Below are 22,076 nucleotides of genomic sequence, written 5' to 3'. Positions count from 1 at the left end.
CCACGCGGACATTTCTACCTTGCAAACCGCCGGACATTCCAACTCTCCCGCCACAATCCTTTGTAGCGGGGTGGGTTCAAGGATGAAGTGCGACTTGCGAATGATGCCAATGGGTTGTCACTCGCAAGGAATATGCAATGAACCGTATCTACTCCCATCTCGACTTGGATGAACGACGCAAGATCGCCCGCTGGCGGATGGCTGGGCTTGGCATTGGGATTATAGCTGAGAAGCTTGGCCGACATCGTTCGACAATCTTTCGGGAGATCAAGCGCAACATGTTCGTCGACAAGGTCGTACCGGATCTCAACGGCTACTACTGTGTGACGGCGCATGACATGGCTTGCGAACGGCGTGCAAAACTGCGGAAGCTGGTACGCTTCTCGCATGTCCGGCAGTCCGTCATTGACAGGATCATGCACGGCTGGTCGCCGCAACAGATTGCCGGCCGGATGCGCCTGGAGCGGCATCCGATCTCGGTCAGCCACGAAACGATCTACAAGTTCGCATACTCGTCTGATGGCCAAGCGATCAAGCTGTGGCGACACCTGCCGGAGCATCGGGCTCGGCGGCGACCGCGGCATGCAAGACGCAAGCATGGCCAACGGTTTAGTCCGGAACTCAACATCCTACGCCGCCCGAATGTCGTGGCCGATCGCAAGCAGTTTGGGCATTGGGAATGCGATCTCATTCAGTTCCGAAAGAAGTTTGGAAAGGCCAACGTAACGTCACTCGTTGAACGGGTCAGCCGCTTTGCGATCTTTCTGCGCAACAATGATCGGCAGTCTCGACCGGTCATGAACGGCCTTGTGCAGGCGCTGCAGGCCCTGCCCCACCTCGCCCGTCGTTCCATCACCTTTAACCGTGGCACGGAGTTTACCGACTGGCCTTACCTCCAAGCGAGCATCGGCACCCAGACCTGGTTCTGCGACCCGCAATCGCCATGGCAAAAAGGAACCGTCGAAAACACCAACGGCCGAGTACGGAAATGGCTTTCGAGAGAGGTCGATCCCTTGTCGGTAACCGACGCAGATCTGATCGACATCTGCAATCGGCTCAACAGCACGCCGCGAAAGTGCCTTGGCTTTCAAACGCCAGCCGAGGTCTTCCGTAAAAAACTGCTCGCGCAGATCAGGCACGCCGGATAACTTGAACCGCCCGCAAGTCGCAGCTCAGCATGAATTCACAGGGCTATTTAGTAATGCGACAGTTGGGCCAGTTAGAGATGCGACAGTCTCGCCTCTCGACGCGCTGGTCAAAGCCAACGTTGGGAGAAAGGATGACGATCCTCAGCCTGGTCGAGACCATGAGCGGTCGGAGTCGTCACGTCCTGTTTGATCACTATGTCGCAGAAAGAGTTGCATCGCCTTGAACTTATCCAGAAGATCCGTGACGAACGCCTGAGCGTCGTCCAGGCTGCCGAACGGCTCGACCTCAGTCGAAGCCAGGTCAATCGGCTGCTGCAGGCCTATTACCGGGATGGTCCGGCCGGTATGGTCGAAATATGGCTATACCTCTGCTTGGCGGCCCTAGGCTATTGCTATCCCACGAACCGTTATCGTCTGCCAAGCAAGCCGATTCCAAGGGCAGTTGGACATGGCGAAGCTATTGGCCAATGCGATTCGCAGCAACACCGTCAACAAATTGAAAGGGAATTTCTACGACATGGATTATCACAGAATTAGGCAGCAACTGCCACCTGTCTCTGTGGCGGTAGACTCTCGGATCAGCGTGTATTCGTATGATTCAGAACGTCACAGACCATGCCGGCGCGGCACCTAGGAGTCGATGGGTTTTGTTGTGATAGATTCAGGTTGGTGAACTCGGACTGATAATTTGCGCTTTTCACCACAAACATAGATACTTGATGAGTATCCGGGATACGCCTATATTGTCCGCATATAGGAGTTGTAACCATGTCTGCAAAAGAACGCATCAAGAAGTACCGGGAGACTGGAGGAGCGTCTGATCTCGTGAGGGTGGAGGTTCTCGTTCCCAAAGCACGTAGAGATGAGATCGTGAGTGCAGCGGCTGAATTGCGCTCTGCGCATCGGGATGAAAAGAGTCGTCTTGCGGAATTTATCAGGATTGCGACCGAGAGGTACGGGCTAAGAGTTTTCGATAACATCGACATCGAAAAGCTGAATGATTTACCGCAGAAGGTGCGAGTTGTCGCCAATGCCCTTATGGAGCGCGGCGATGCGAGGGCTTATGCGATGGGACGAAGAATGGTCGTTCAGCTAGGAGACGGGCGCTGATGGCACTAACGCTGATCCAGAAAGAAATCATGGCCTCCATCGCCGGAAACAGGTCTGACACCAGTTACGTTGCTGGCGGCTTGGTTTTGAACATGGATTGGCCACGGATGTCCGATGACATTGACATCTTTCATGATACCGACGAGGAAATTGGTGTCTCGGCGGATACTGATATCGCGAAATTAGAGGCTGACGGTTTCAAAGTATCGATTGAAGTCAACGTTTACGGTTGCGTTGAGGCAAGTGTAATTCGCGACGGAGAACGCACCCTTGTTCAATGGATGAGCGAGACCCGGACACGCTTCTTCCCACTGGTCAGGGATGATGAGTGGGGATCGCGCCTACACCCGTCCGATCTTGCAGTGAACAAGGTGATTGCCGCGTCTACGCGGACGAAGGCTCGGGACTATGTCGATCTGCTGATGATCGAAAACCACATGTGCCCGTTGGGGCCAGTAATTATGGCCGCAGCAGGTAAGCCTCCCTACTTCTCGCCACTGCGTATCGTTGATGAGATTCGTCGTAAAGCGTTGTCCGTCACGAATGAGGACTACACGACGGTTCGCGGCCTACCTTCTGATTGGACTGCCGCAATGATCCGCGACGAGCTTATTATTGCTCTTGATCACGCAGAGAACTACCTGCGCAATGCGCCCCCAGAACTCGTAGGGATTTTGGCCATAGACATTTCCGGCGTTCCGTTGGAGGTCTATGACCTTAGCGCCCCTGGGGTCGGGTATCGAAAAGCGACTTCCGAGCCTGAAGTGATACCAGATTTGCCTGAAGCGGGCAGTCGCTGGGGGGATCTAGCCTAACCTAGCGCACGAGTGGGCAGGGTGTTCTCCTCAGAAGCATGCCGCGAACGAGTGGTGACAGCGCGGCGACATTGACGTCACCCTGCAGTTTGATTTCCGGAAGCATCGTGCAGCTTTGATCCCTACCCGCTCAATTCAGATAAAAGCGAGTATCAGCCGGCGACTGAACAATTGCTATTGAGAAAGCTAAAGCCGAAGAGGTGTTCTTTCACCCGCCCCCGCTCCGCCCTTTCAACCCGGCCCAGCCGGTCGGATCGGGGGCTGATCATCGGTGCCAGTGTCGCGTTTCTAACTGGCCGACAGCGTCGCAGCCCTATTCAGCTTTAACATCGGATGGACGTTGGTACATTCTATTTCCAAGTGCGACATGCCAATGATTTCAAGGGTTTCACTTTGGAGATTTCGCCATGTCCCGATGCTATGCGGCCCGGCCAGCAAAGATGTATTCTTTAATTGCCGTCTTTTTCGAAGGGTGGGCGATTTTCACGCCAAGTGTGTCCCGCCGTCTTTACTCTGGAATATCGGCGACAGATGCGCCCTCCCCATCCTCCACAGTGCCTCCCGCAGGCGTCCCAATCGCGTCAGCGGCGACAGTCCTCTTCAGCCTGGCTTCACTAGATCTTTCCTGAGGGTCGCTTGTTGACCCCATCGCTTTACGCAGGCCGGTAGCGGCCTCGTCGGCGAGCTTGGCGCGTCGCACGTCTGCACCGTCCGCGGTCCTGCTGTCGTCTGTCGCCGGAGATTTTTGTTCGGTCATCTTGGAATCCGTTCATAGCTTCCGATTAAGTGTCCGGACCTAACCCTGGGAACTACCGTCTGTTCCAACCGCGCACCTTCCGCTTATTGATCCACGACATTGCGAAGCCTAGAAAAGCGGAACTGACGCGTTCCAGAGCCACGATGGTGCTTCGAACGAGGCGTCTCTGCTCCTGCCAAGTTCCGTAAGCTCGACGCGATCGGCACGGTGAATCCATTCATAGAAGCGCTTTGTGCTGCCACGAACGTACGCGTGTGCCGATGCGGCCATCTTGGTGTTTTTATGAGCGAGGAGGAGGCGTAAGCGATCTGAAGGAAGGACAGTCGTTTTCATCGTGGCCTTAATTGTTGAGAGCACCGTGTTAGGAGAGGGTTTGACAAGATCGCCAACCTTGTGATGCGTCAATTCGCTCCTGCGTTCGGCGCGGGCTCTTCGGTCGAAATAGCGTCCGTCGTCCGTCCCGGAAGTTCGGGCGTGCCGTCCGCATGCTCGATAGTGATCACGACTGGTCCCGCCTCCATCTCACCGAACGGAGACGCGAACGCGATCTCGGCCGCGTCTCGGCCGACGCCGATACGAACAAGACCATCGAGATTTGCCTGCCGAGTAGCGTCGAAAAGCCACCACCGGCCGCCAAGGTAAGCCTCGAAGACGGCATGGAAGTCCCGTGGCTCGAGTCCGTAGGCGTAGCAGGATACATACCGCGCGGGGATGTTGAGCGCGCGGCAGAATGCAGTGCCGATATGAGAGAAGTCGCGACAGACACCGGCCCGCTTGATGAGACTCTCCGTCGCGGTCGTCTGTTCGTTCGAGGCGCCGCGCTGATAGTCGATATTGTCGTAGATCCAGTTGCATATCGCGGTCACCCGCCGATGCCCCATGGGCTGTTCGCCAAACTCCCTTTGGGCGAATGCCGCAAGCCTATCGGAAGGGACGAAGCGTGAGGGCAACAGGAAAGGCATGATATCGAGCGGGATAGCATTCAATGGCACTTCGTCTATGGTGTTCGGGTCCGCACGAAAGACGTCCAGCGAGATGTCGGCTTTATACCGTACGTTGAGCGGGCCAGGCTGCGCCTCGATACTGAAATATCGATTGCGGATGTCCGGAACGACGTGAATCCGCCGCTCATGATCGGGGGTGATCACCAGGCGTTCCACCAGATCGTGGTGGCGCACGAGCCTGGCGACTTCCAAGTTAAAGATGAAGACCGTTGGCGACTTCACCTCATAGGAAAGGTCGCAGCCAAGCGTATAGCGTACGGTCATAGGGATCCGATCGATAAGAGGTGTTGGTACAGCTTGAAAGGCTACAACCGGTAACTCAGAAATGGCTGAAGTTGTTCCTTCGCCTCGCCGCTCTGCGGGCCTGTGATACTGGGAGAGCGGTCATCCTCAGCACAATCTCGGAAGGTAGCTGAACGGGCGGCGTCTGCATCGACATCTGCTATATTTCTGGCACCCTTGTCGCGCCATTTCAGCGCATGCACGAATTCATCGTACAGCATATGGTTCGGGCGATCCCGACTTTGAGGATGTAGTTCGCAACATCGCGAGCATCGGCGAAGAAGCGGTCGATGACATCGTTCCGACCGGGCTTTGCCGCGGACTCGATGCCTGTTAGCCTGGCGTGAGGCACCGGATTTCGCAGACTGGTTCGGCATGTCCTGGGCCGAAGGCATTCGTCCGGCCTGACCTCGGACGTCTGAGGAGGGCATCATGCCTGATCGCAACGGTATCATTTTCCGAGAGAGCTCGGAAGCTGACGACCACATCGTCGGAGAACTTCTCGTCCGGTTATTCGACTACCAGAATTCCCGCCTTATGCCCGACGTCGTGACGACCGAAGATCGTCGGCGAGATCTGCGAAACCAGCAGGCCAAGCGATCAGTAGCAACCGTTCTGGTCGGGTTGATTGACAAAATGATTGTGGGGACCGTAACTCTGTACCCGCCGGGCGCGGACGGCAACGAAGCATGGCGGCGCGACGCCGTCGACCTCAGATATCTTGCAATCCATCAAAGGTTCATTGGCCAGGGTCTGTCAGCGGCGTTTCTTGACGAAGTTCGTCGGCGGGCAGTTGCCGCTGACGCCCCGGCTATATGTCTCCACATCAGGCGTGGCGCCGCCGGACTCAGCCGTCTTTACCAGCGGCACGGCTTTGTGCGTGACCAGCGTGGCGACATAGACTTGCGTCCAGTCATCTTCCTTGAGGGCTACGTCTTAGAACTGAACCAGTAATTGGGCGAACGAAGTAAGGTCGCGCCCCAGGAATTGTCCGATTGGGCCCAAGCGGCCCAGGTCCAACCGCTACAAAGTGCTCTTCGGCGGTCAGCGGCTGCCGGTCTCGAATTCGTTCGACTAGGCTTTTCCCGGCCGCACCGTGTCCGAGACAGCGGGATCGTCTGCCGGATCGAACTCGACCTGGCAGGAATCCTTGATCGCCTGGCCAGCTTCCATGATCGCGACAACGATCTCGTCCGTCTTCCAACCCGCCCGGTTGGCAGAAGCCACGAGATCGTCCAATGCCAGGCGGACCGCCTTCCTTGCTTCCTTGAAGCGCTCGGCCTCAACTTCGGTCGACGGCGCCGGGAAATCGGATGCGGCCCCTGAACGCGGGCTGGATTCCAGTCCGGCTTTCTCGTTGGCAGCTCCGGTCGACACTGCCTCATTCTCCGGGTGTGAGACCGTCACATCGAGTTCCTCTGGAAGCTTCATCGCCTGTCGGACGTTCATCAGCCCGATCGGTACTTCTTCGCCAGTGCCTGTCACCACCTTCACCTCGACGATCTTCTTCTCATCGGTCATGGCCGTTCTCCTTGATCAGGAAAACCTTACTGGGCGTCTATCGGTTCCGCTCATCGGGGCGCTCTTAACCGAAGAATCCGTCTTCTCACGGTTCCTTGATGACGAGGCCGGTGTCGAATTCGCGGAGCGGGACCAGAGCGCCTACATGGTCCGTGTTTTAAACCTAGTGAAAACCGCAGGCGGCGACAGCTATATTGGCGCACGAGCGCACCGTCGGAACGGACAGCGCTGACCTCGTCATTTCGAGGAGAGCGTCATCTCGATCATGGTCGGCCTGAAGCCCGCCGCATCGAAAAGCGCCTGTCCGGCGACATTTCGGAAGGCTGTCGAGAGTATGACCTGCCCTGCTCCGAGGCGCCGCAGTTCCTCGACTGCGGCGAGCAGGAGCGCTCGCCCCGCGCCGCGTCTTCGACTGGCATGTTCCACGAAGATATCATGGATCACGCCTGCCGCCCCCCGGAGCGCCATGTAGTCCGGCCCCTCCAGTCCAGCGAACACGTAGCCGACGATCTGTCCCGCGGCCTCCGCGACCAGTACGAGCACGCCCTGCCGGTCTATCTGCCTCTTGAGGTAGTCGGCGTACATTGCAGGCGTCTTCTCGCCCGCCGATATGAAGCGCGAGGGATCCCAGTCGTGGTGGAGCGCAACGAGCTGCGCGCCGTAAGCGCCCAGAGTGTCGGCATCGGCCTTGGTCGCAGGTCTAACAATTACACCGATTTGGCTTGAAGTCATGTCGCGCCCATCACCCATTTAAAGCGAGTTCGAGTCATAGCCATGGAATTCTTCAAGGAATTTTCCCGCCTGCCTTTTGTCTGGTGAGGTGACGATGACGAAGCGGCGTCCGTCTCCCTGTCCATCCTGGTTCGCAAGATCGATCAGCCAGATCGTGTTCGCCGAGCCTTCGGTAATCTCGATAAGTCTCTCCATGACGGGATCTGCCTCGTCATCCACGCCGAAAGTCGTTTCGTAGGCTAAGGTCTCCTGTATCGGCGGCCCCTTGATCTGGTCCCGAAACCATTTCCATACATTGTCGAAGTCCACCGGGAACGGAGGAAAATCTGTGTTGACCTGTACAACGTCCCTAGCGAAGATGACCTCCCCATCGAAGAATGCGTGCATTCCCAGAAAGTAATCCGACAGCTCCATGTGGCTGGAGAGAGCGTCGCGCAGCGTCTTGAGGTTCGAGGCGGCCTGAAACATACGAGTGTCCTTGTGCTGGCGTTAAGCGGGTTCCACCACCGCGGAGGTGGAACCGACCACCTATTTCCGGGTGATGTCGTAAGATTTCGGATAGGAAGCCTCGTGACGGGACGGCAGCACGTTCGCAGCAACTACGGCAATCATGAGTACAACGATCGAGGTGACGACTAGCACGATCTTCATCACATTACTCCGCTTCACAAAGGAAACACCGCAGGGCTTTCGGGTTCCCACCGGCATTCTTGTGGGCGTTCATTTACCAGCAGTAGCGACCTTGGGGAGACGAACAGACCCCGGTCGTAGTTCTCACGCCCGGATCGACGGCTTCGATTTAGGTTCGATTTAAAGAGGTGGAGGCAAGCGCATGGACGCGGTTCAACCACCTACCGTAGGGCCGGTGATTGTCTCGGCAGCCCGGCGCCCCAGGAGTGGGATTTGCTACGTGAGCGGTACATTTCGAAATAATCGTGCCTCGCGTAGTCTACAAAGCGAGTTTGAGACGAAAGGTAAGACCCGCGAGTTTCGCGGACGATCTTTCTGCCCGAAGTGTGGATCGCGGCTGTTCTCGGCCGATGAGCAGGAGGCCGAGATCAAGCTCGGAATTTGTCTGAGGCGCCGACTCCGCTAAGGCCGGCATACGAACTCTGGGTGAAGCGCCGTGAAGACTGGCTCGCCCCTATCGACGGGGCTGAGCAGTTCGATCAAGATTGAACGGGACGGTCGTTCATCGCGCACCGGCAAACACTTCCTCCAGACATGACATGGAGGATTTGAACGTTAGAGTTTCGAACGCCCGGTCGGCATCTTGAAGGTAAAGCAGGTTCCAGTTTCATCCGAAAAAACGTCGATCGTGCCGCCGTGAGCCTTCGCAATTTCCAGCGCGATGTAGGGTCCGAGACCCAGCCCCTGCCCGCAGCGGGAGGCCGTGCCAGCTTCCACTCTGGCTGACGCGTCGAAAGTCATGGGCAACTTCGATGCCCTGGCGACTTGCCTTGACGATGCGTCGCCCGCCGGTCCGCCCTACGGCATCCAGCTTAATGCCGGCGGCGGGGCGTTCGGCAATGCCGCCCACTGGCGAGCGGTCAGCTGCTGATCGGCTCAACGGGAAACCCACCGTCGGCTGGACAGTTGCACGCCGGGCCGGGCATCACGATTACCAACAGCGCCGGCGGGATCACGATATCGGCAGCAGGCAGCGGTACCGGGTCCAATGTCGATTGGCTGAACCAATCCGCGCTCGTTAAGCCGGTGGCGTCGAATTTTACGTTAAGGACGTCATCGTTGGTTCCAGCGCGCGCTGCGCTGACGGCAACAAGCAGAGGGATGTTGCTGTCAACGACGGAGAATCCGGTGCCCGAGCCCAAAGACCGAAAAGCGTACGCCCTGCCGGCCTACCCTTCGTTTGAGCATCGATCGCCTGCTTGGCGATCGGCATGGTTCTCGGTACGGTCGTGAAGCCGTCATTGGGTTTTGCGATGCCAAAGGAAGGATCAGTCTTCCGTCTAACCTTTGAGCTGCCTTCTGCAGATACCTGATGTTTTTGCTATCGTGATCACCGGCTTTAGAAAGAGAGTTCTCGTGGTAAGCGCAGGACTTGGGATCTGCGATATGCGCCGTGGAGGTTGCCTTAGACCGGGTCGATAGATGATCGCGGCCCGCATGCGACGACACCGATCGGGGTTGCCGGCGTGTCAGGCCTCTAAGGCAGGGGCGCACTTGCGAAATGTGTTTTGGGTCAACCGTGGATCGAACGCACTGAAAGGCTGATATCATCAATGATCGAATCCCTACGTGAATGTATTTCACGAATTTGGCGAATGGTGATAAGGTTTCGCTGACGGTGAAGGTTTCTCGCAACGGGGCTTTTATCCGGTGATCCAATTTCACGAGACGACCTATGGGTGAATGGCCTGCGCAGGGCGTGATTGACTTTCACGGAAGAACCTTGCCAGAGCGAGGCGTGCCAGCAGGATATGCTGCGATAATAGCGGCATTTAACCTAGTCGTACCCCCGCCGTCGCGGATGGCCGCGATCGCGGAGCGGCATCACCCCGGATCGACCGCCGCGTGGCTCATGCTCACGCCTCGCCATCGTCCGGAGCCGACCCTCGTCTCTCATCTTGTCTTTGCCTTCAAATATGAAGGAACAGACCTTCAGGTACTGGCCGCACTTTTTCGAGCAGTCCACCCTGATGCAATCGAGGCGATTATCCGGATGACGCCAACCGGCGCCTTTGCACGACGGATCTGGTTTCTGTACGAATGGCTGACGGGCAACCAGCTCGATATTCCAGATCCCGGCAAAGTGCGAATGGTCCCAGTTCTCAACGCGGATCAGCAGTATGGTCTCGCGGAGGGCGATCCCTCGCCTCGGCACAAGGTCTTGAACAACCTTCCCGGTACTCCAGATTTCTGTCCGCTCGTTCGAAAGACAGAGACTCTTGCCGCGTTCTCGCAGAAAGCACTTGGCGCGCGGGCGCGCGAAGCAATGGGCCGGATCCGTCCCGATCTGATAGCGCGTGCCGCAGCATTCATCCTGCTCAACGATTCAAAGTCTTCGTTTGCTATTGAAGGTGAGAGGCCGTCAGGGCAAAGAGCGGCGCGTTGGGGGCAGGCCATTTCGCAGGCGGGCGTGAGAGCGCTCAGTGTCGAGGAGCTCGATCGTCTTCAGCGGATCGTCATCGGCGATGCTCGTTTCGTGCGTCTCGGGCTCCGAGATGAGGGCGGTTTCGTCGGGGTTCATGACCGTGACACTATCATGCCCATTCCCGATCATATCAGCGCCAGACATCAGGACCTCGAAAGCTTGATCGGCGGTCTCATCGCATATTCCGATCGCGCGGCACGAGGAGCGATGGATCCGGTCGTGGCTGCAGCTTGCCTGGCGTTTGGCTTCGTCTACATCCACCCGTATGTCGATGGGAACGGCCGCCTTCATCGCTGGCTGATTCATCATGCTCTCGCGACAGCATCCTATAGCCCGCCTGGTTTCGTGTTTCCCGTCAGCGCGGCAATCCTGCGAAACATAGACCAGTATAGGGCTGTGCTGGAATCCCGGTCTGCGCCTTTGTTGCCTTTCATCGAATGGCGACCCACTGCTGCTGGCAACGTTGAAGTGCTGAACGACACCGCTTCGTTCTACCGGTATTTCGACGCGACAGAGCATGCCGCCTTCCTTTACGGCTGCGTAGAACAGACCGTGGAACATGATTTGCCCCAGGAGGTCCGTTTCCTCCAAGCCTTTGATCTTTTCGCGGCCGGTGTTCAGCAGGTCGTCGACATGCCTATGGCCCAAGCCGAGTTGCTGCACAAATTTCTTGACCAGAATGGGGGTCGCTTGTCGCAGAGGGCCCGCACAAAGGAATTCGCTGCACTCAACGATACGGAGGTCGAGCAGATCGAGGCGCTTTACGCCGGCTCATTCGATCAACCTGCCCCATGATGGCTCAAATGCATGGAGCCAGCTGGCGACCCAATCAAGCGATCTGGGCTCTTTCCATCGATGCGCAGATTTTCGCACACTATCGCCATCAGATTCGGTATTGCCATCGCTCTTTGCGCTAGCGGTAGCATCGTCGCTCGAGCTTGCATCCCCGCCATCATCGACAGCATGCTTAGTTCTTTGAAACGGGTTCGACATCTTTGCGAGAGCACGCTGCCGCAGATCTGCGTTCTCGATACATGTTCACATAGATAGTGACATCAAGCGTGACTCCGGCTTCGTTAAGCGCGGCGACTGAGCGTAGGTGCCCCACAGAAAGCGAGAGGACCAAACGCCTCGCATTCAGGCTGACTTCTCTTCTTCGGTTGGAGTTTTGACGTGGCGTTAACGACTACTCCGCCGCTATCGTGCGCAGCTTTGCAGTCGCCTGAATTTTTTCAATAATCATGCAGCATTAGACTACGTGAGCAGCGTAGCCGGCTGGCCCAACAGGCTGACGAGTTCAACCGCCTTCCGGTCGAACGATACAAAGGTCTCTCCTCCCAACCATGCTCCATCATGTGCGATGACGCCGTCTGCGAAGTCGCCACCAGCTTCGAGCACCGCCAGTCCGGCTTCTACTGCAGGTCGGTTCATCGAAACGTTTCCGGCATCCAGCAGGTCGCGGATGGACAGTGCCACATCTTCTTTTGAGAGATTGGCGCCGCGCCGGAGCACCCACACGAATTCGCATAAGGTTGGCAACGAGATTGCGATGAGCGAAGCGCGTTCAAGCAGAGCCGCGGCCGCTTGCCCCTGTTGCGGGTCATCCTGCAAGACCGCCCGAGCCAGAACGTTAGTGTCTGCAATGACTTTCACGGTTCGCCGTTCCAGCCCGCAGCGCCGATCTCGTTCATTTCGTCGATGGAGAGAACCCGTTCGGACTTACCGGCGTGTCTGCCGATGAAGTTTCCGATTTTCCCACTCGCGCGGGCCGCCCTCACGCGAAGCTCGCCACCCGGAAGTTTGTCAAACTCAACACGTTCTCCCGGTTTGACGCCAAGATGGGTCAGCAAGTCTCGCTTGAGAGTGACCTGCCCTTTCATTGATAACGCAATCGAAGACATCGAATAGCTCCTCATCACACGCACTCAATGTAATGGAAAATTCACTTACTTCAAGCTGAGTATGAAGGAATGCGTCGATCTGCACGTTCACAGCAGCTCGGATATATGCACTGCCGTGAGCTTATGAGATGGCGGTGGAAAAGTCGGCCACGGTAGCTGCGGAATAGTCCAGCCGCAGGCGGAGTAAAATCCGGCCACCTATTCCTTTCTGCAACGATCGCAGGAGGGACAGGGATCTACCCCGTGGAACTTTATTTGGCCCGTCTAAATCGACTTCGATTATGACAGGACGCATTAGTATAGAACGGAATAGCGTAAATTTTAAAAAAACTTTACGGAATTCCGATCGAGTTCTTTTTTTCCTGGTCTGTTACGAAATTCCGTGTGGTTTCCTCAAAAGGACGGAATACCGTAATGCGTTATCGTATTTGAGCGGTTGGCTGATCAGATAGCCACCGCGCGCAAAGCGAGGGGCTTGCGTCGGACTGAACTAGCCGCACGTATCGGGCGCAGCCCCGCGCGTCTAACGGAGTTCGAACGAGACTTGACAAGCGGACGTTTGAGCAAGACCGTTTAACACTACTTGTACAGATTTGCCACGCGCTCGATTTGGTGCCCGTAATCGTCCCGCGTCAGCATCTGCATGAGGTTGAAACGCTGCTGGAGACCACTTCAACCTTGCCATCTGTTTCTACACCTCCGAAATCGGTATTCAGCGAGGTGTTCGTGTCACTCAGTGACGAGGATGATGACTGATGGCCAAGACCGCGGCAATTCTCGGCGTCCATCTGCTTCATCAAGGGAAAGCTGTCCGAGTTGGCACGCTCACCCGCAGTGCTGCCGGTGAAACGGCATTTATTGTCGAGGAAGCCTATCTTCGCGGTATGGGCCGTCCGATCCTCAGCCTTTCCTGGTTAGAGCCAGCCAGCGAGCAAGGCACAATGGAACGGCTTGCCTATCGCGGCGACAAAATTGGCATATTGGCACTTTGCCACACTGGTTCGCCGGCCTATTGCCTGAAGGCGCCTTGCACGATCTTTTATTACACGAAATGGGCCCAGGCGATCATGACCAGTTCGATCTCCTCACGCGGCTCCGTGCGGATTTACCAGGCGCGATGTTAATCACCCGAAACTGAGACACCAACATCGGCTGGCCCGCTAAGGCTTGAACAAGTCGCTGGTTTTGACGCCCCCGTCCTCAGGGAACTGTGAAATTTTCCCTTGCCGGGGTTCAACTGAAATTTGCCGGCCGGATGGACGGAGATCGCTTGACCGTGCCGGCACAGGCGGGCGACGCACGGTATCCTGAAGGTCCCGACAGAACGTTTTTCCAATTTACCGGAACTCGAGTTTGCCGGAATGACGCTTGCCCGCTCAGTCGGCGTAACGACTGCCGATTTCCGGCTGCTGTCCGTCGAACACGTAAGGGATATTCGACCTGAATTCCTAAAGGCTGGCCCCCAAGCGCTTGTTGTCGATCGTTTCGACCGCGGCGCTGACGGTCTGCGTACCCACATGGAAGACATGGCCCAGATCCTTGGCGCGCTTGGCGAGCGCAAATATACGATGGGCACTGGAGAGACGGTGCTTAACATGATCCGACGGTTCAGCACCGATTGGAGGGCCGATGTCCTAGAAGGGTTTCGTCGCATTGTTGCCGACATATTGATCGGCAACGGCGATAACCATCTCAAGAATTGGTCCTTTCTGTTTCCAAGCCCAGGCGAGATCCGCCTGTCGCCAGCCTACGACATCGTCCCGACCGTGCTCTACATCCCCGACGACCAGATGGCGCTGCAGTTCGTCAACACCAGCAACTTTAACACCGTGACGTTTCGCCGCTTCCGTCGCGCGGCAAAGTTCTTAGGCCTTGAAGAAGATTGGATCGAAGCTGAGATTAGCAGGCAAGTCAAACACGCTGTCGAAGTTTGGCAAACCCTTGTCCCGTCCTTGCTCGACGAGAAGCGCGCAGTTCACTTCCTAGACAGGTTGAGAACGCTTACTCTTGTGCAGGAGGTGATCGGCTGAAACTGTTCAGGTCATGAGGTATTGAGGAGAAGACCGGCCGTGAAACGAGACAATCATGCTAGCCCATGTCGTGGCGGGACGCTGTAAGGCGCCGGGCGAGCCTCCATTTTTTCGCCTGCCCTTATTGGCTTTGCGGGACACCCCTGAGGAAGACGAACTTAGCACAAAGGTCTCTCCGCCCAACCACGCTCCGTCATGTGCAATGACGCTGTCTGCGAAGTCGCGGCCCAGCTTCGAGTACTGCCAATCCAGCCCCAACTGCAGGTCGGTTCATCGAAACGTTTCCGGCATCTAGCAGGTCGCGGATCGACTGTGCCACATCTTCTTTTGAAAGTTGGCACCGCGCCAAAGCACCCACGCAAACTCACATAAGCTTGGCAACGAGAATGCTATGAGCGAAGCGCGTTCAAGCAGAGCCGCAGCCACTTCCCCTGTAGCCTGTAGCGGGTCATCCTGCAAGACCGCGCGAGCCAAAACGTTAGCGTCCGCAATGCGATTCCACGACGTTATCGAGGTCGTAAGCGTTATAAGTCCCCCCGCCCCAAGACCTCCAGAACCCTGTTCTGCCGGTCTTTCATGGGCGTAGAACAGTTGTCCGTTGCCGCCGCCGCAAACCTTGAATCGGCGCATTACACCGCCTCACGCGCAAAGAAGACAACAATCGGTAGCGTAGTCGAACCGTTTGGCCAGCTTGATGCGGGCTCCCAGGCCCCGAAGGAGCTCGGGACTTTGAATTCGCGGCTCTGGTCGTCACCCGTATCATGGAGGCTGCAGCGACGGAATTGCGCAAGATATCAGTAAGGGTCCTGCCGTCCGACATCTTGCCGTCCCATAATTCGATTTGGCATCGCATGTGTTGCACGGGGACGAGATGTCTGTCTCTTCGGCTATAGGTCAAGCAAAAGTCGGACAGCGTCTGGAAGCGACATGGCCGTCACATCGTTGGGGAGGGGGAAGGTTTCCTGGCCGGGATAAACGACGATGCGCTTCTGCGGCTGGATCTCTTCGCAGGCAAAATAGAACCCCTTTTCGAGTTTTGGCGAAAGATTTCTCTTGATCTCCACTGCCCAAGGCTTCTCACCTGCAGGGGTCAGGAGGAGATCGATTTCGGCGCCGGCCGACGTGCGACGCCGGATTGCCTGAGAAGATCGATGGAGGCCGATCCGAGAAGCAAAAACTGGCCAGCGCGCCGACCGGCTAGGCGGGTTCGATCGATCAGGCCACGAAGGGTCTGAAACACGCCTGGGAGGCGATGAACTTCATCGAGAATGACCAGCTTGTCGTCATGGCCCGATAGATAAAGCTCTGGTTCCGAAAGCTTGGCCCTGTCAGCCTCCGATTCCAGATCGAGATATATAGACGGCCTGGTTTTTCCGACACCGATTGCCAAGGTTGTCTTGCCGACCTGACGAGGTCCGAGCAAAGCCACGGCAGGACTTTCCTCAAGAAGAGCTAAGAGCTTGGATTCAATTCTACGCAATCATCATCCTTGCATTTATGGATGTAAACTCCACAAATGCAAGGACCAATGTGTGGGTCTAGCTAGAGCTGGAGGCTGTGCCCCGTCAGGTGTCGTCGCCGTCATCCATTGTATGTACCTAGCCTCAACCTCTTTCGACCTTGGCGTCTGATCAGTCCGGGCTGATGGTTGAGGGCGGTCGGATATTCGAGTCCTTTGAGGCGTCGTCATTGAAAGCGCGTTCGGCTTCCTCGTTCGCCCTGATAATCTCTGCCGCCTCTTCTTCGCTGACTTGTTGCGCCTCGCCGGCACGCTTCCAATGATCGTCGTGCTTCCCCTCTGGGCGACCCTCATCCTCCCAGATCTTATAAGCCCGGTCGCGCCTGTCGTTTTCCGTATCCATTCGATGAACTCCTGTTGGGGCTGCCACCATAAGATCTGGAAGGGCCGATCGTTCCATTGGACGGTTCTCAGCCGGTGCAACGAGCCCTGCCCTGGCGAAGCAACAGGTAATGAAGGTACCGTCAATTAGTGACACGCCTATGAAGCTCGGCGAAAGTTCCTACACGACTGCTGGCATAGCATCCCCCGCCCTTGTACCGCCCCCGACTGTCAAGAAACTTTCATAAACAATAACTCGATCAGCAGCCGGGTGTCAGGTAGAAGTCCGGCAGCAGAAGGCACCTGATGAAGGAGAGAGCCATGGCGGAGACAGCTAGCATCGCGAAGACCGTGGCATCGCTCGCCCGGCCAGGCATGAAGCCAAAAGAGCTGATTTCTGCGGTGCGAACAGGACATTCCGAAGCCACGAAAAAGGATATCGCACGCGCTGCGTTCTATGCGGTCATCCTCGCTTCCGAACAAAAGTCGAAACGAGTGGAAGAACTGCACGGTATCGCAATCGAGACTCGTAACAGCAGTGACGACAGCGCGTTGAATGACCACTGAATGTCCTGGGAACTCTCACACCCATCCTCGGTTGGATCAAAAGCTTGGCGGTGATTGGATGGTTGCCACAGATAGTCCGACGGCGCCTGCTGCTGAATATCAGCAGATCGGCGCAATATGCATGCGACTACAGGACACGGCCCCGAAGTGCTGCTGATTACCACACGCGAAACCGGCCGTTGGATGATGCCGAAGGGATGGCCGATCGCCCGCCTCCTCCCGCATGACGTCGCCGAGCGGGAGGCGTGGGAGGAAGCCGGCGTTATCGGAAAGGTCAAGCGCAGGATCTTTGGCGAGTTCAGGTACGCGAAGATCCTCTTGGACGGTAGCAAGGTCGAGCCGCTGGCGTCGGTTTATGTTATCAAGGTCCGTCGTCGTAAGAAGCGTTTTTCCGAACGGGCGAAACGAGACGTCATATTGATGAATCCCACGGACGCTGCTCTAAAGGTGCAAGTACCCGAATTGCGAACTCTGTTGCAAGATTTCGCTCGCAGTTTGACACTGGGCTCTGACAAAATCTGGTGATGCCTTAGCTAAGCTTCTCGCTAAGCGGCGAACAGAAGGCAGCTTGAAAGAGCGTTGCTGACCTTCTTTTTTTGTGATGGACAAGCCTGGCGAGGACACCGCTTCAACGCGCGACAGAATTTCCGGGTAGACCGGGCAGGTGGACATTCCAACGGCCGTCGGAAGACTTTGCGTTGCGTCTTTCCAACGGAACGCCGGATCTACCCGCGCCAACCGAACGGGCAGCGCGTGCCGGAGCCGCTCGTCGTGTCGGTCGACCTCTCTGACATCAAACCGAGCTGACATGGATTGCTGCTCGGCCTGAACCGGGCGGCGCGCAGACGCTCGGTTTCGCCTCGCGGAGCTTCGCTCTTCCGCTAGAGCGTCGCGAGCTATCTTGTTGGTTCCTTCGCGGACCTTGCGGTCGCCTTGATGCGGTCAGCAAGTTTAAGCCGTCATCGTCTGACCGAACGACAGCGGACGAGTTGCTTGACTGCAGCCCGACGAGCGCCCCTTCCTGTAATGACCAGGACCGGGAGGTGCATCGTCGTCGGAGGCCCCGATCAGTCGCGGGAAGTCAATAGTTCGCGAAGACGGTTCTTGTCGGTAACGCCGGCCTGAAACCATCCGAGAAGATCCTTCGCGGCGGCATGCGCCTCGGGACAACCGGAATCGATGGATTTGGCCTCGCAGAATTCTTTCACAAGGCCCTGTACCATCAAGACTTCGTCCGGTCGCAACGGCTGCTTCCCGCCACTGTCAAACGCCTGGAACATCGCACCCTCCTTCGCACGAGCGTCTATGCACGTGAGGGAGCCTACGCCGATCCCACGACATTGCAACGACGTCGCGTGGAACCCACCCGACGTCTGAGCATTTCGGAGGCATGAGACCGTTGTTCCTCGCATTGTCTGAAGCAGTTGTCCGGGTTGCCGGTCACCGTTTCACGGTCGCAGGGGCGTTCGCACTCGCAACGCTGTGGTGCGCGGCTGGCGCGATGTTCGGCCTGCCAACAGAATGGTTCCTGCTTTCAAACATGATCGGCACGAGCGCGGCGCTGTTCGTTCTTTTGATCATGCAGCATTCGCAGAACCGCGACATGGCGGCCTTGCAAGTCAAGGTGGACGAACTCATCCGCTCGAGCGAAGCTGGCAATCACATGATCGGGATCGAGCGGCTTGAGGCCGAGGAGCTTTCCCGACTTGCACGGGACCGTCAGGCAGGTGTCTGACCTCGCGCGACGCTCCTGCAGCACGAGCACGCTGGCGCCCTCACCCTGCACGTCCCAAAGCGTACTGGAACAAAGCTCCGATGACGGGGCTTCCTTTGGTCGAAGGAAAACCTCTCATGTCGCACAACATTGCTATCCCATCCGCCTATGTCCTGCTCATCCTGTTGCCTGCTCTATCTTCGACGAAACCGGCCAGCCGTACACCATGACAAACAAACTGTCTTGACGAGTGAGGACGCCGACGCTTCAGGCGAGTGTTCATCGATAAGCTTTCTTATCGAAATCCTACTTCCCGCTACGCACACCCGGAACAACCGCCCGATTTCGTCCGTGACGAGCTCACCGACAAGTTCGGAGGGCTAGCGACCCAGATCATCGACGAGAGTCTGAAGCAACATTGAGTTCGGGGCCTTCTGAAGCAGACCCGATGGCGATTCATGGACCAACTGGTCCTACGGTAACGAGGCAAACGGCAAGAGCGTGCTCGCTGGCATTCTCGGCCGCTTACGATGACTGCCTATCGTTCTTGTAGGGCTAGTGCTTAAAAAGCGCAGCGCATCGAGATCGTGGCGCTGCCCGCTCCAGTAACTCATAGTGAGGCGCTGCCTTGGCAAGATTGCCTCTCTCCGGACCTGCACGCTTTTAGCCGGATATCCGATTAACCATTTACAATATTCTTCTAGTGCCAGTAGTGTCCAGGGGGGAGATAATCTATGGGAAAATCTGACAGTGATGCATTCAATGTGATCTTGCCGTTTGATTTGCAAAAGGCGGACCTACTTTTGCGTACGCTCAGTCACCCGATCCGATACTATATGACGGAACTGATGCTTGAGAGGGAGCGGACCGCCGTCGACTTCCAAGAGATCATCGGCATCACCGAAGGTGCTGCTTTGCAACATCTACGAGTGCTGAAACAGGCCGGCGTCGCCAAAACGCGGCGGAGAGCCCAGACTTTCTATTATTTTTCGCGATCGGTTGAGGCGGCCACGCTGCTTGCTTGTGTCACGGAAATTACCATGCAGTACTCGTCGGCGACTAATTCTCGTTGAGTTACTCGTCACCGACCTCGATGCCGCGGCACCAAAGGGACGCGACAATGGTCGACAAGCAAATTTGCATCACTTAACCTGCCGACGGGGATTCGCTGTATCAATCGTTGCCAGATGAGCGAAAAGCTCCTCGGCGGACATTGCGAAAATCAGGACAATGACCCTCCACGGTGGTCCCGACGCTGAAAGAGGCCGCGAATGGTCATCGCTGCAACTCGTTTCGCCGGGATTGCCGCTGCAGATGCCAAATTTTCCATACCGCATTTGAATGACTAGCTCGCCGCAGATCTTTCGCAGAGTGGAAAGCTGCTAGGCGTCGATGGACCACTTCCCGTGCCCGTCATTAGCGTCCCGCGCTCGCTAAGCTCACGCATAGGCTTGAGCGCAGACTGGCGCTACGAAGTGTCGTCGACGAGGGCGCGAGCGAGCTTAAGCGCGTTTTCACGATAAGTGAACGAATGGCTTCTAAAACGGCGCGAGCGATGGAGAGGTTTGATGTGGTCCCTAGCGTTTATCAGTGTCATTATTTGGACAGTCGTCTCCGCGCTAGGAGGAGGCGCGGTCGGATCGCTGGCACTTGCCTTAGCAGCTTCATTTGGCGCTGGTGTCATTGGAATTTGTCTCAAGTGGGGCGAGCGGAGCCTATGGATCGGCATAACGGCCGGGCCCGCATTGCTGCTGATCATTCTACTCTCGGCGGCCATATCAGACCGTATGGCTCGGCGTCTGCAAAACAGGAAGCGTTCTAAATTTTTCACCTGAAGGTTTATGGATCTTTCAGTTGTTCTCGGCGGACAATCACGACCTCTTGGTCTGCCGATGACGGTCGGAGTTACCGACTTTTTCGATCTAGTGGCCGTCGACATGGCCAATCGACCAGGCCCTTCCTGTTCCGAGCGTTCAGGCTCAACGGGCTTCCGACGAGCGTAGCACGATACCCACTAAACCACCTCACCAGCGTACGTTTCCGCGATCGTCTCCGCGACGCATCAGACGACACAGTGATCCTCTTCAGCATTTCAATTTGGAGGCTTACGGTCGAGGCAAGCCCGTCTCGCATTCACCGATGTCAGTGGACCGCGCAGAATGGCGCTAAATCAACGATAGGATAGTGCTTCGAGGATAGCCTTCCACGACTGGCTGTCCGGCGCCGCTAGGAGGTGACCCTTTGCAACTGATGGTCGATACGGCTGGCCCGTAGTGGTTGCTGCATAACCACCCGCTTCCGCGTGAATCAATATCCCAGCCGCGTGATCCCATGGGTTCATGCCTTCGTTTAAGCAAAAGCTCATGGCACCCGTTGCCAACATCCGGTATTCCCAGGCTGAACAGCGCCAAGATGTGACGCGGCTAAAGTTCAACACGCCCAACGCAACCGAAGCGCGCGTTTGAGCTTCGAATGCGTGAACTGCTGCAAAACCTTGCATTTCATTTACTGAACCTGCCTCCGCGACCGCCAGCCGCGTGGAAGCTCCATCCGCCCCCACATGCCAAGCGCCCCCGCCGGGTCGGGCAATGAGGAAGTCCCCAAGCACCGGATAGTGTATAATGCCGGCGATGGTTCTACCCCGTGATACGATCGCCAGGATACTGCCGAACATCGGCGAACCGTGTGCGAAATGCCACGTGCCGTCTAACGGATCAATGACGGCGGCTAGGTCGGCTCCGGAGAGACGATCCAACAACGATGGATCTTCTGACACCGCTTCCTCGCCGATTATCACGATGTCGGGCAGCCTCGTCCTCAGCTTTTCAGCAATCAGATGCTCGGACGCAATATCCGCATCAGTTACGATATCGTCAAAGCTTGTCTTGGCACGCTTCGAGTCAGAGGAGACAGATCGGAATCGCGGCAGAATTTCCTCGACCGCTGCATCGCGTAGATAGCTCATAAGCTCTTCAAGTAGCTCTTCAGCAACACTTTCCATACTGCAACGTGTCCAGATCGCGTGCGCGCTTGTCCAGCTAAATGTCTATCGTGATTCCCACCGGAGACAGCCAAATGATATCAGTTTCAACACGCCCGCAAGCCCGCTATTTGCCCCACTGCCCCGCCTCCGGTAAACGGCTGTGCTGTTTCACCCAAAAATGATGGTAGACACGGCCACCGCTTCGGTTAACGTGCGTGTAGGCATTGGCTAAGCAGACACCATTGCCAAGAGGTTATCGTTAGACTTAATACAGTCCGGCGATGACCTCACCAAATCCTCTGATTTGGCGGTTGCGGCCCTGTCATAGCGGTCTGCGGATCCCGTTGGAGAATGGCTCTCCTACCCTCACCCCGGTGCGCCGATAGCGCTTTTTGTAGACGCAAAAAGATGCGCCGCACACAGCAGAATACGACGCATCTTCTCGAAGGATCACCGTGGGCTAGCAGGTCGTGTGCACGTCTTAGACAATGCGCCCGCAGTGACCGCATTCGAACTGCTTGTATCAATGAAAGTTTCCAGCCGGCAAAAAAATAACG

General features: G+C 56.6%; 24 protein-coding genes and 4 pseudogenes. 14 read left to right on the top strand and 14 right to left on the bottom strand.

Translation table 11 applies throughout. The features are described 5' to 3' along the window. Window positions 1-137 precede the first annotated feature (137 nt). From ACODR6_RS12985 to ACODR6_RS12970, 4 genes and pseudogenes are all read left to right on the top strand, one after another. Window positions 138-1,148, top strand: a complete 1,011-nt coding sequence (locus ACODR6_RS12985; RefSeq protein WP_148194840.1) for an IS30 family transposase — start codon at window positions 138-140, stop codon at window positions 1,146-1,148. 195 nt (window positions 1,149-1,343) lie between these two features. Beyond that, window positions 1,344-1,499: pseudogene (locus tag ACODR6_RS12980) on the top strand (helix-turn-helix domain-containing protein); the annotation flags it as partial. A 417-nt stretch (window positions 1,500-1,916) separates the two neighbouring features. Beyond that, window positions 1,917-2,258 (top strand): hypothetical protein, encoded by a 342-nt coding sequence (locus tag ACODR6_RS12975; protein WP_025555477.1) that lies wholly within the window; start codon window positions 1,917-1,919, stop codon window positions 2,256-2,258. Then, window positions 2,258-3,073: a nucleotidyl transferase AbiEii/AbiGii toxin family protein gene (locus ACODR6_RS12970; RefSeq protein ID WP_112712689.1), complete on the top strand. Its 816-nt coding sequence runs from the start codon at window positions 2,258-2,260 to the stop codon at window positions 3,071-3,073. Before ACODR6_RS12975 ends, ACODR6_RS12970 begins: the two co-directional genes overlap by 1 nt. 1,158 nt (window positions 3,074-4,231) lie before the next feature. On the opposite strand, the gene ACODR6_RS12965 is transcribed toward ACODR6_RS12970, so the two are convergent. Then, the gene (locus tag ACODR6_RS12965) at window positions 4,232-5,098 is read right to left on the bottom strand and encodes a transglutaminase-like domain-containing protein (protein WP_148194842.1); all 867 of its coding nucleotides are present in this window, start codon (window positions 5,096-5,098) and stop codon (window positions 4,232-4,234) included. 450 nt (window positions 5,099-5,548) lie between these two features. Between ACODR6_RS12965 and ACODR6_RS12960 the strand changes: the two genes are divergently transcribed. Next, window positions 5,549-6,070, top strand: a complete 522-nt coding sequence (locus ACODR6_RS12960) for a GNAT family N-acetyltransferase (RefSeq protein ID WP_203431555.1) — start codon at window positions 5,549-5,551, stop codon at window positions 6,068-6,070. Window positions 6,071-6,190: 120 nt separating this feature from the next. On the opposite strand, the gene ACODR6_RS12955 is transcribed toward ACODR6_RS12960, so the two are convergent. From ACODR6_RS12955 to ACODR6_RS12940, 4 genes are all read right to left on the bottom strand, one after another. Continuing rightward, complete coding sequence (locus tag ACODR6_RS12955) at window positions 6,191-6,637, bottom strand: hypothetical protein (protein WP_246777742.1); 447 nt, start codon at window positions 6,635-6,637, stop codon at window positions 6,191-6,193. 237 nt (window positions 6,638-6,874) lie between these two features. Further along, a complete protein-coding gene (locus ACODR6_RS12950; protein WP_203431554.1) occupies window positions 6,875-7,369 on the bottom strand; it encodes a GNAT family N-acetyltransferase in 495 nt (164 codons plus the stop codon). Window positions 7,370-7,387: 18 nt separating this feature from the next. Continuing rightward, window positions 7,388-7,837, bottom strand: a complete 450-nt coding sequence (locus tag ACODR6_RS12945) for a hypothetical protein (protein WP_246777741.1) — start codon at window positions 7,835-7,837, stop codon at window positions 7,388-7,390. Window positions 7,838-7,897: 60 nt separating this feature from the next. Continuing rightward, complete coding sequence (locus ACODR6_RS12940) at window positions 7,898-8,020, bottom strand: hypothetical protein (RefSeq protein ID WP_281438232.1); 123 nt, start codon at window positions 8,018-8,020, stop codon at window positions 7,898-7,900. 181 nt (window positions 8,021-8,201) lie between these two features. Between ACODR6_RS12940 and ACODR6_RS12935 the strand changes: the two are divergent. Continuing rightward, a pseudogene (locus ACODR6_RS12935) lies at window positions 8,202-8,548 on the top strand (GFA family protein). 66 nt (window positions 8,549-8,614) lie between these two features. Here ACODR6_RS12935 and ACODR6_RS12930 read toward each other — a convergent pair. After that, on the bottom strand, window positions 8,615-8,800 hold the full coding sequence (locus ACODR6_RS12930) for an ATP-binding protein (protein WP_130279496.1): 186 nt from the start codon (window positions 8,798-8,800) through the stop codon (window positions 8,615-8,617). Between the two features lie 934 nt (window positions 8,801-9,734). Between ACODR6_RS12930 and ACODR6_RS12925 the strand changes: the two genes are divergently transcribed. After that, on the top strand, window positions 9,735-11,279 hold the full coding sequence (locus ACODR6_RS12925) for a Fic family protein (protein ID WP_203431553.1): 1,545 nt from the start codon (window positions 9,735-9,737) through the stop codon (window positions 11,277-11,279). A gap of 459 nt (window positions 11,280-11,738) precedes the next feature. Here ACODR6_RS12925 and ACODR6_RS12920 read toward each other — a convergent pair whose 3' ends face one another. Further along, the gene (locus tag ACODR6_RS12920; RefSeq protein ID WP_148194846.1) at window positions 11,739-12,137 is read right to left on the bottom strand and encodes a type II toxin-antitoxin system VapC family toxin; all 399 of its coding nucleotides are present in this window, start codon (window positions 12,135-12,137) and stop codon (window positions 11,739-11,741) included. Then, window positions 12,134-12,385 (bottom strand): AbrB/MazE/SpoVT family DNA-binding domain-containing protein, encoded by a 252-nt coding sequence (locus ACODR6_RS12915; protein WP_130279492.1) that lies wholly within the window; start codon window positions 12,383-12,385, stop codon window positions 12,134-12,136. The genes ACODR6_RS12920 and ACODR6_RS12915 overlap by 4 nt, the downstream gene beginning before the upstream one ends. 436 nt (window positions 12,386-12,821) lie before the next feature. On the opposite strand from ACODR6_RS12915, the gene ACODR6_RS12910 reads away from it, so the two are divergent. The 3 genes and pseudogenes from ACODR6_RS12910 to ACODR6_RS12900 all read left to right on the top strand — a co-directional run. Beyond that, window positions 12,822-12,962 carry a helix-turn-helix domain-containing protein gene (locus ACODR6_RS12910; protein ID WP_203431552.1) on the top strand — a complete coding sequence of 47 codons (141 nt, stop codon included), beginning with the start codon at window positions 12,822-12,824 and terminating at the stop codon, window positions 12,960-12,962. Window positions 12,963-13,373: 411 nt separating this feature from the next. After that, on the top strand, window positions 13,374-13,523 hold the full coding sequence (locus ACODR6_RS12905) for a HipA N-terminal domain-containing protein (protein WP_348652545.1): 150 nt from the start codon (window positions 13,374-13,376) through the stop codon (window positions 13,521-13,523). Between the two features lie 163 nt (window positions 13,524-13,686). After that, a pseudogene (locus ACODR6_RS12900) lies at window positions 13,687-14,415 on the top strand (type II toxin-antitoxin system HipA family toxin); the annotation flags it as partial. Between the two features lie 162 nt (window positions 14,416-14,577). Here ACODR6_RS12900 and ACODR6_RS12895 read toward each other — a convergent pair. The 4 genes and pseudogenes from ACODR6_RS12895 to ACODR6_RS12880 form a co-directional block, all read right to left on the bottom strand. Next, window positions 14,578-14,907, bottom strand: a pseudogene (locus tag ACODR6_RS12895) (PIN domain-containing protein); the annotation flags it as partial. 395 nt (window positions 14,908-15,302) lie between these two features. Beyond that, window positions 15,303-15,509 (bottom strand): DUF4143 domain-containing protein, encoded by a 207-nt coding sequence (locus tag ACODR6_RS12890; RefSeq protein ID WP_489022584.1) that lies wholly within the window; start codon window positions 15,507-15,509, stop codon window positions 15,303-15,305. Then, window positions 15,506-15,895: an AAA family ATPase gene (locus ACODR6_RS12885; RefSeq protein ID WP_489022576.1), complete on the bottom strand. Its 390-nt coding sequence runs from the start codon at window positions 15,893-15,895 to the stop codon at window positions 15,506-15,508. Before ACODR6_RS12885 ends, ACODR6_RS12890 begins: the two co-directional genes overlap by 4 nt. 151 nt (window positions 15,896-16,046) lie before the next feature. Then, a complete protein-coding gene (locus tag ACODR6_RS12880; RefSeq protein WP_130279849.1) occupies window positions 16,047-16,277 on the bottom strand; it encodes a DUF2934 domain-containing protein in 231 nt (76 codons plus the stop codon). Between the two features lie 299 nt (window positions 16,278-16,576). Here ACODR6_RS12880 and ACODR6_RS12875 point away from each other — a divergent pair, with 299 nt between their 5' ends. Continuing rightward, window positions 16,577-16,822: a hypothetical protein gene (locus ACODR6_RS12875; RefSeq protein ID WP_203431551.1), complete on the top strand. Its 246-nt coding sequence runs from the start codon at window positions 16,577-16,579 to the stop codon at window positions 16,820-16,822. A 147-nt stretch (window positions 16,823-16,969) separates the two neighbouring features. Then, window positions 16,970-17,347 carry an NUDIX hydrolase gene (locus ACODR6_RS12870; RefSeq protein WP_246777739.1) on the top strand — a complete coding sequence of 126 codons (378 nt, stop codon included), beginning with the start codon at window positions 16,970-16,972 and terminating at the stop codon, window positions 17,345-17,347. Between the two features lie 542 nt (window positions 17,348-17,889). Here the strand turns inward: ACODR6_RS12870 and ACODR6_RS12865 are convergent. Next, complete coding sequence (locus ACODR6_RS12865) at window positions 17,890-18,102, bottom strand: acetyltransferase (protein ID WP_203431550.1); 213 nt, start codon at window positions 18,100-18,102, stop codon at window positions 17,890-17,892. A gap of 110 nt (window positions 18,103-18,212) precedes the next feature. On the opposite strand from ACODR6_RS12865, the gene ACODR6_RS12860 reads away from it, so the two are divergent. Beyond that, window positions 18,213-18,557 (top strand): low affinity iron permease family protein, encoded by a 345-nt coding sequence (locus ACODR6_RS12860; protein WP_203431549.1) that lies wholly within the window; start codon window positions 18,213-18,215, stop codon window positions 18,555-18,557. A gap of 713 nt (window positions 18,558-19,270) precedes the next feature. After that, complete coding sequence (locus ACODR6_RS12855; RefSeq protein WP_203431548.1) at window positions 19,271-19,609, top strand: ArsR/SmtB family transcription factor; 339 nt, start codon at window positions 19,271-19,273, stop codon at window positions 19,607-19,609. Window positions 19,610-20,706: 1,097 nt separating this feature from the next. Here the strand turns inward: ACODR6_RS12855 and ACODR6_RS12850 are convergent. Then, window positions 20,707-21,537, bottom strand: a complete 831-nt coding sequence (locus ACODR6_RS12850; protein WP_130279486.1) for an inositol monophosphatase family protein — start codon at window positions 21,535-21,537, stop codon at window positions 20,707-20,709. Window positions 21,538-22,076: the final 539 nt, after the last annotated feature.

This window comes from Rhizobium sp. FG96 (assembly GCF_057808655.1).
The sequence above is the reverse complement of the archived record's forward strand: the minus strand, read 5'-3'. Positions and strand labels throughout refer to the sequence as shown.

Bases quoted from the DNA above. Each gene is read 5' to 3' on its own strand.
- ACODR6_RS12985 (WP_148194840.1), top strand. From the start codon at position 138: ATGAACCGTATCTACTCCCATCTCGACTTGGATGAACGACGCAAGATC.
- ACODR6_RS12975 (WP_025555477.1), top strand. From the start codon at position 1,917: ATGTCTGCAAAAGAACGCATCAAGAAGTACCGGGAGACTGGAGGAGCG.
- ACODR6_RS12970 (WP_112712689.1), top strand. From the start codon at position 2,258: ATGGCACTAACGCTGATCCAGAAAGAAATCATGGCCTCCATCGCCGGA.
- ACODR6_RS12965 (WP_148194842.1), bottom strand. From the start codon at position 5,098: ATGACCGTACGCTATACGCTTGGCTGCGACCTTTCCTATGAGGTGAAG.
- ACODR6_RS12960 (WP_203431555.1), top strand. From the start codon at position 5,549: ATGCCTGATCGCAACGGTATCATTTTCCGAGAGAGCTCGGAAGCTGAC.
- ACODR6_RS12955 (WP_246777742.1), bottom strand. From the start codon at position 6,637: ATGACCGATGAGAAGAAGATCGTCGAGGTGAAGGTGGTGACAGGCACT.
- ACODR6_RS12950 (WP_203431554.1), bottom strand. From the start codon at position 7,369: ATGACTTCAAGCCAAATCGGTGTAATTGTTAGACCTGCGACCAAGGCC.
- ACODR6_RS12945 (WP_246777741.1), bottom strand. From the start codon at position 7,837: ATGTTTCAGGCCGCCTCGAACCTCAAGACGCTGCGCGACGCTCTCTCC.
- ACODR6_RS12940 (WP_281438232.1), bottom strand. From the start codon at position 8,020: ATGAAGATCGTGCTAGTCGTCACCTCGATCGTTGTACTCATGATTGCC.
- ACODR6_RS12930 (WP_130279496.1), bottom strand. From the start codon at position 8,800: ATGACTTTCGACGCGTCAGCCAGAGTGGAAGCTGGCACGGCCTCCCGC.
- ACODR6_RS12925 (WP_203431553.1), top strand. From the start codon at position 9,735: ATGGGTGAATGGCCTGCGCAGGGCGTGATTGACTTTCACGGAAGAACC.
- ACODR6_RS12915 (WP_130279492.1), bottom strand. From the start codon at position 12,385: ATGTCTTCGATTGCGTTATCAATGAAAGGGCAGGTCACTCTCAAGCGA.
- ACODR6_RS12880 (WP_130279849.1), bottom strand. From the start codon at position 16,277: ATGGATACGGAAAACGACAGGCGCGACCGGGCTTATAAGATCTGGGAG.
- ACODR6_RS12875 (WP_203431551.1), top strand. From the start codon at position 16,577: ATGGCGGAGACAGCTAGCATCGCGAAGACCGTGGCATCGCTCGCCCGG.
- ACODR6_RS12865 (WP_203431550.1), bottom strand. From the start codon at position 18,102: ATGTTCCAGGCGTTTGACAGTGGCGGGAAGCAGCCGTTGCGACCGGAC.
- ACODR6_RS12860 (WP_203431549.1), top strand. From the start codon at position 18,213: ATGAGACCGTTGTTCCTCGCATTGTCTGAAGCAGTTGTCCGGGTTGCC.
- ACODR6_RS12855 (WP_203431548.1), top strand. From the start codon at position 19,271: ATGGGAAAATCTGACAGTGATGCATTCAATGTGATCTTGCCGTTTGAT.
- ACODR6_RS12850 (WP_130279486.1), bottom strand. From the start codon at position 21,537: ATGGAAAGTGTTGCTGAAGAGCTACTTGAAGAGCTTATGAGCTATCTA.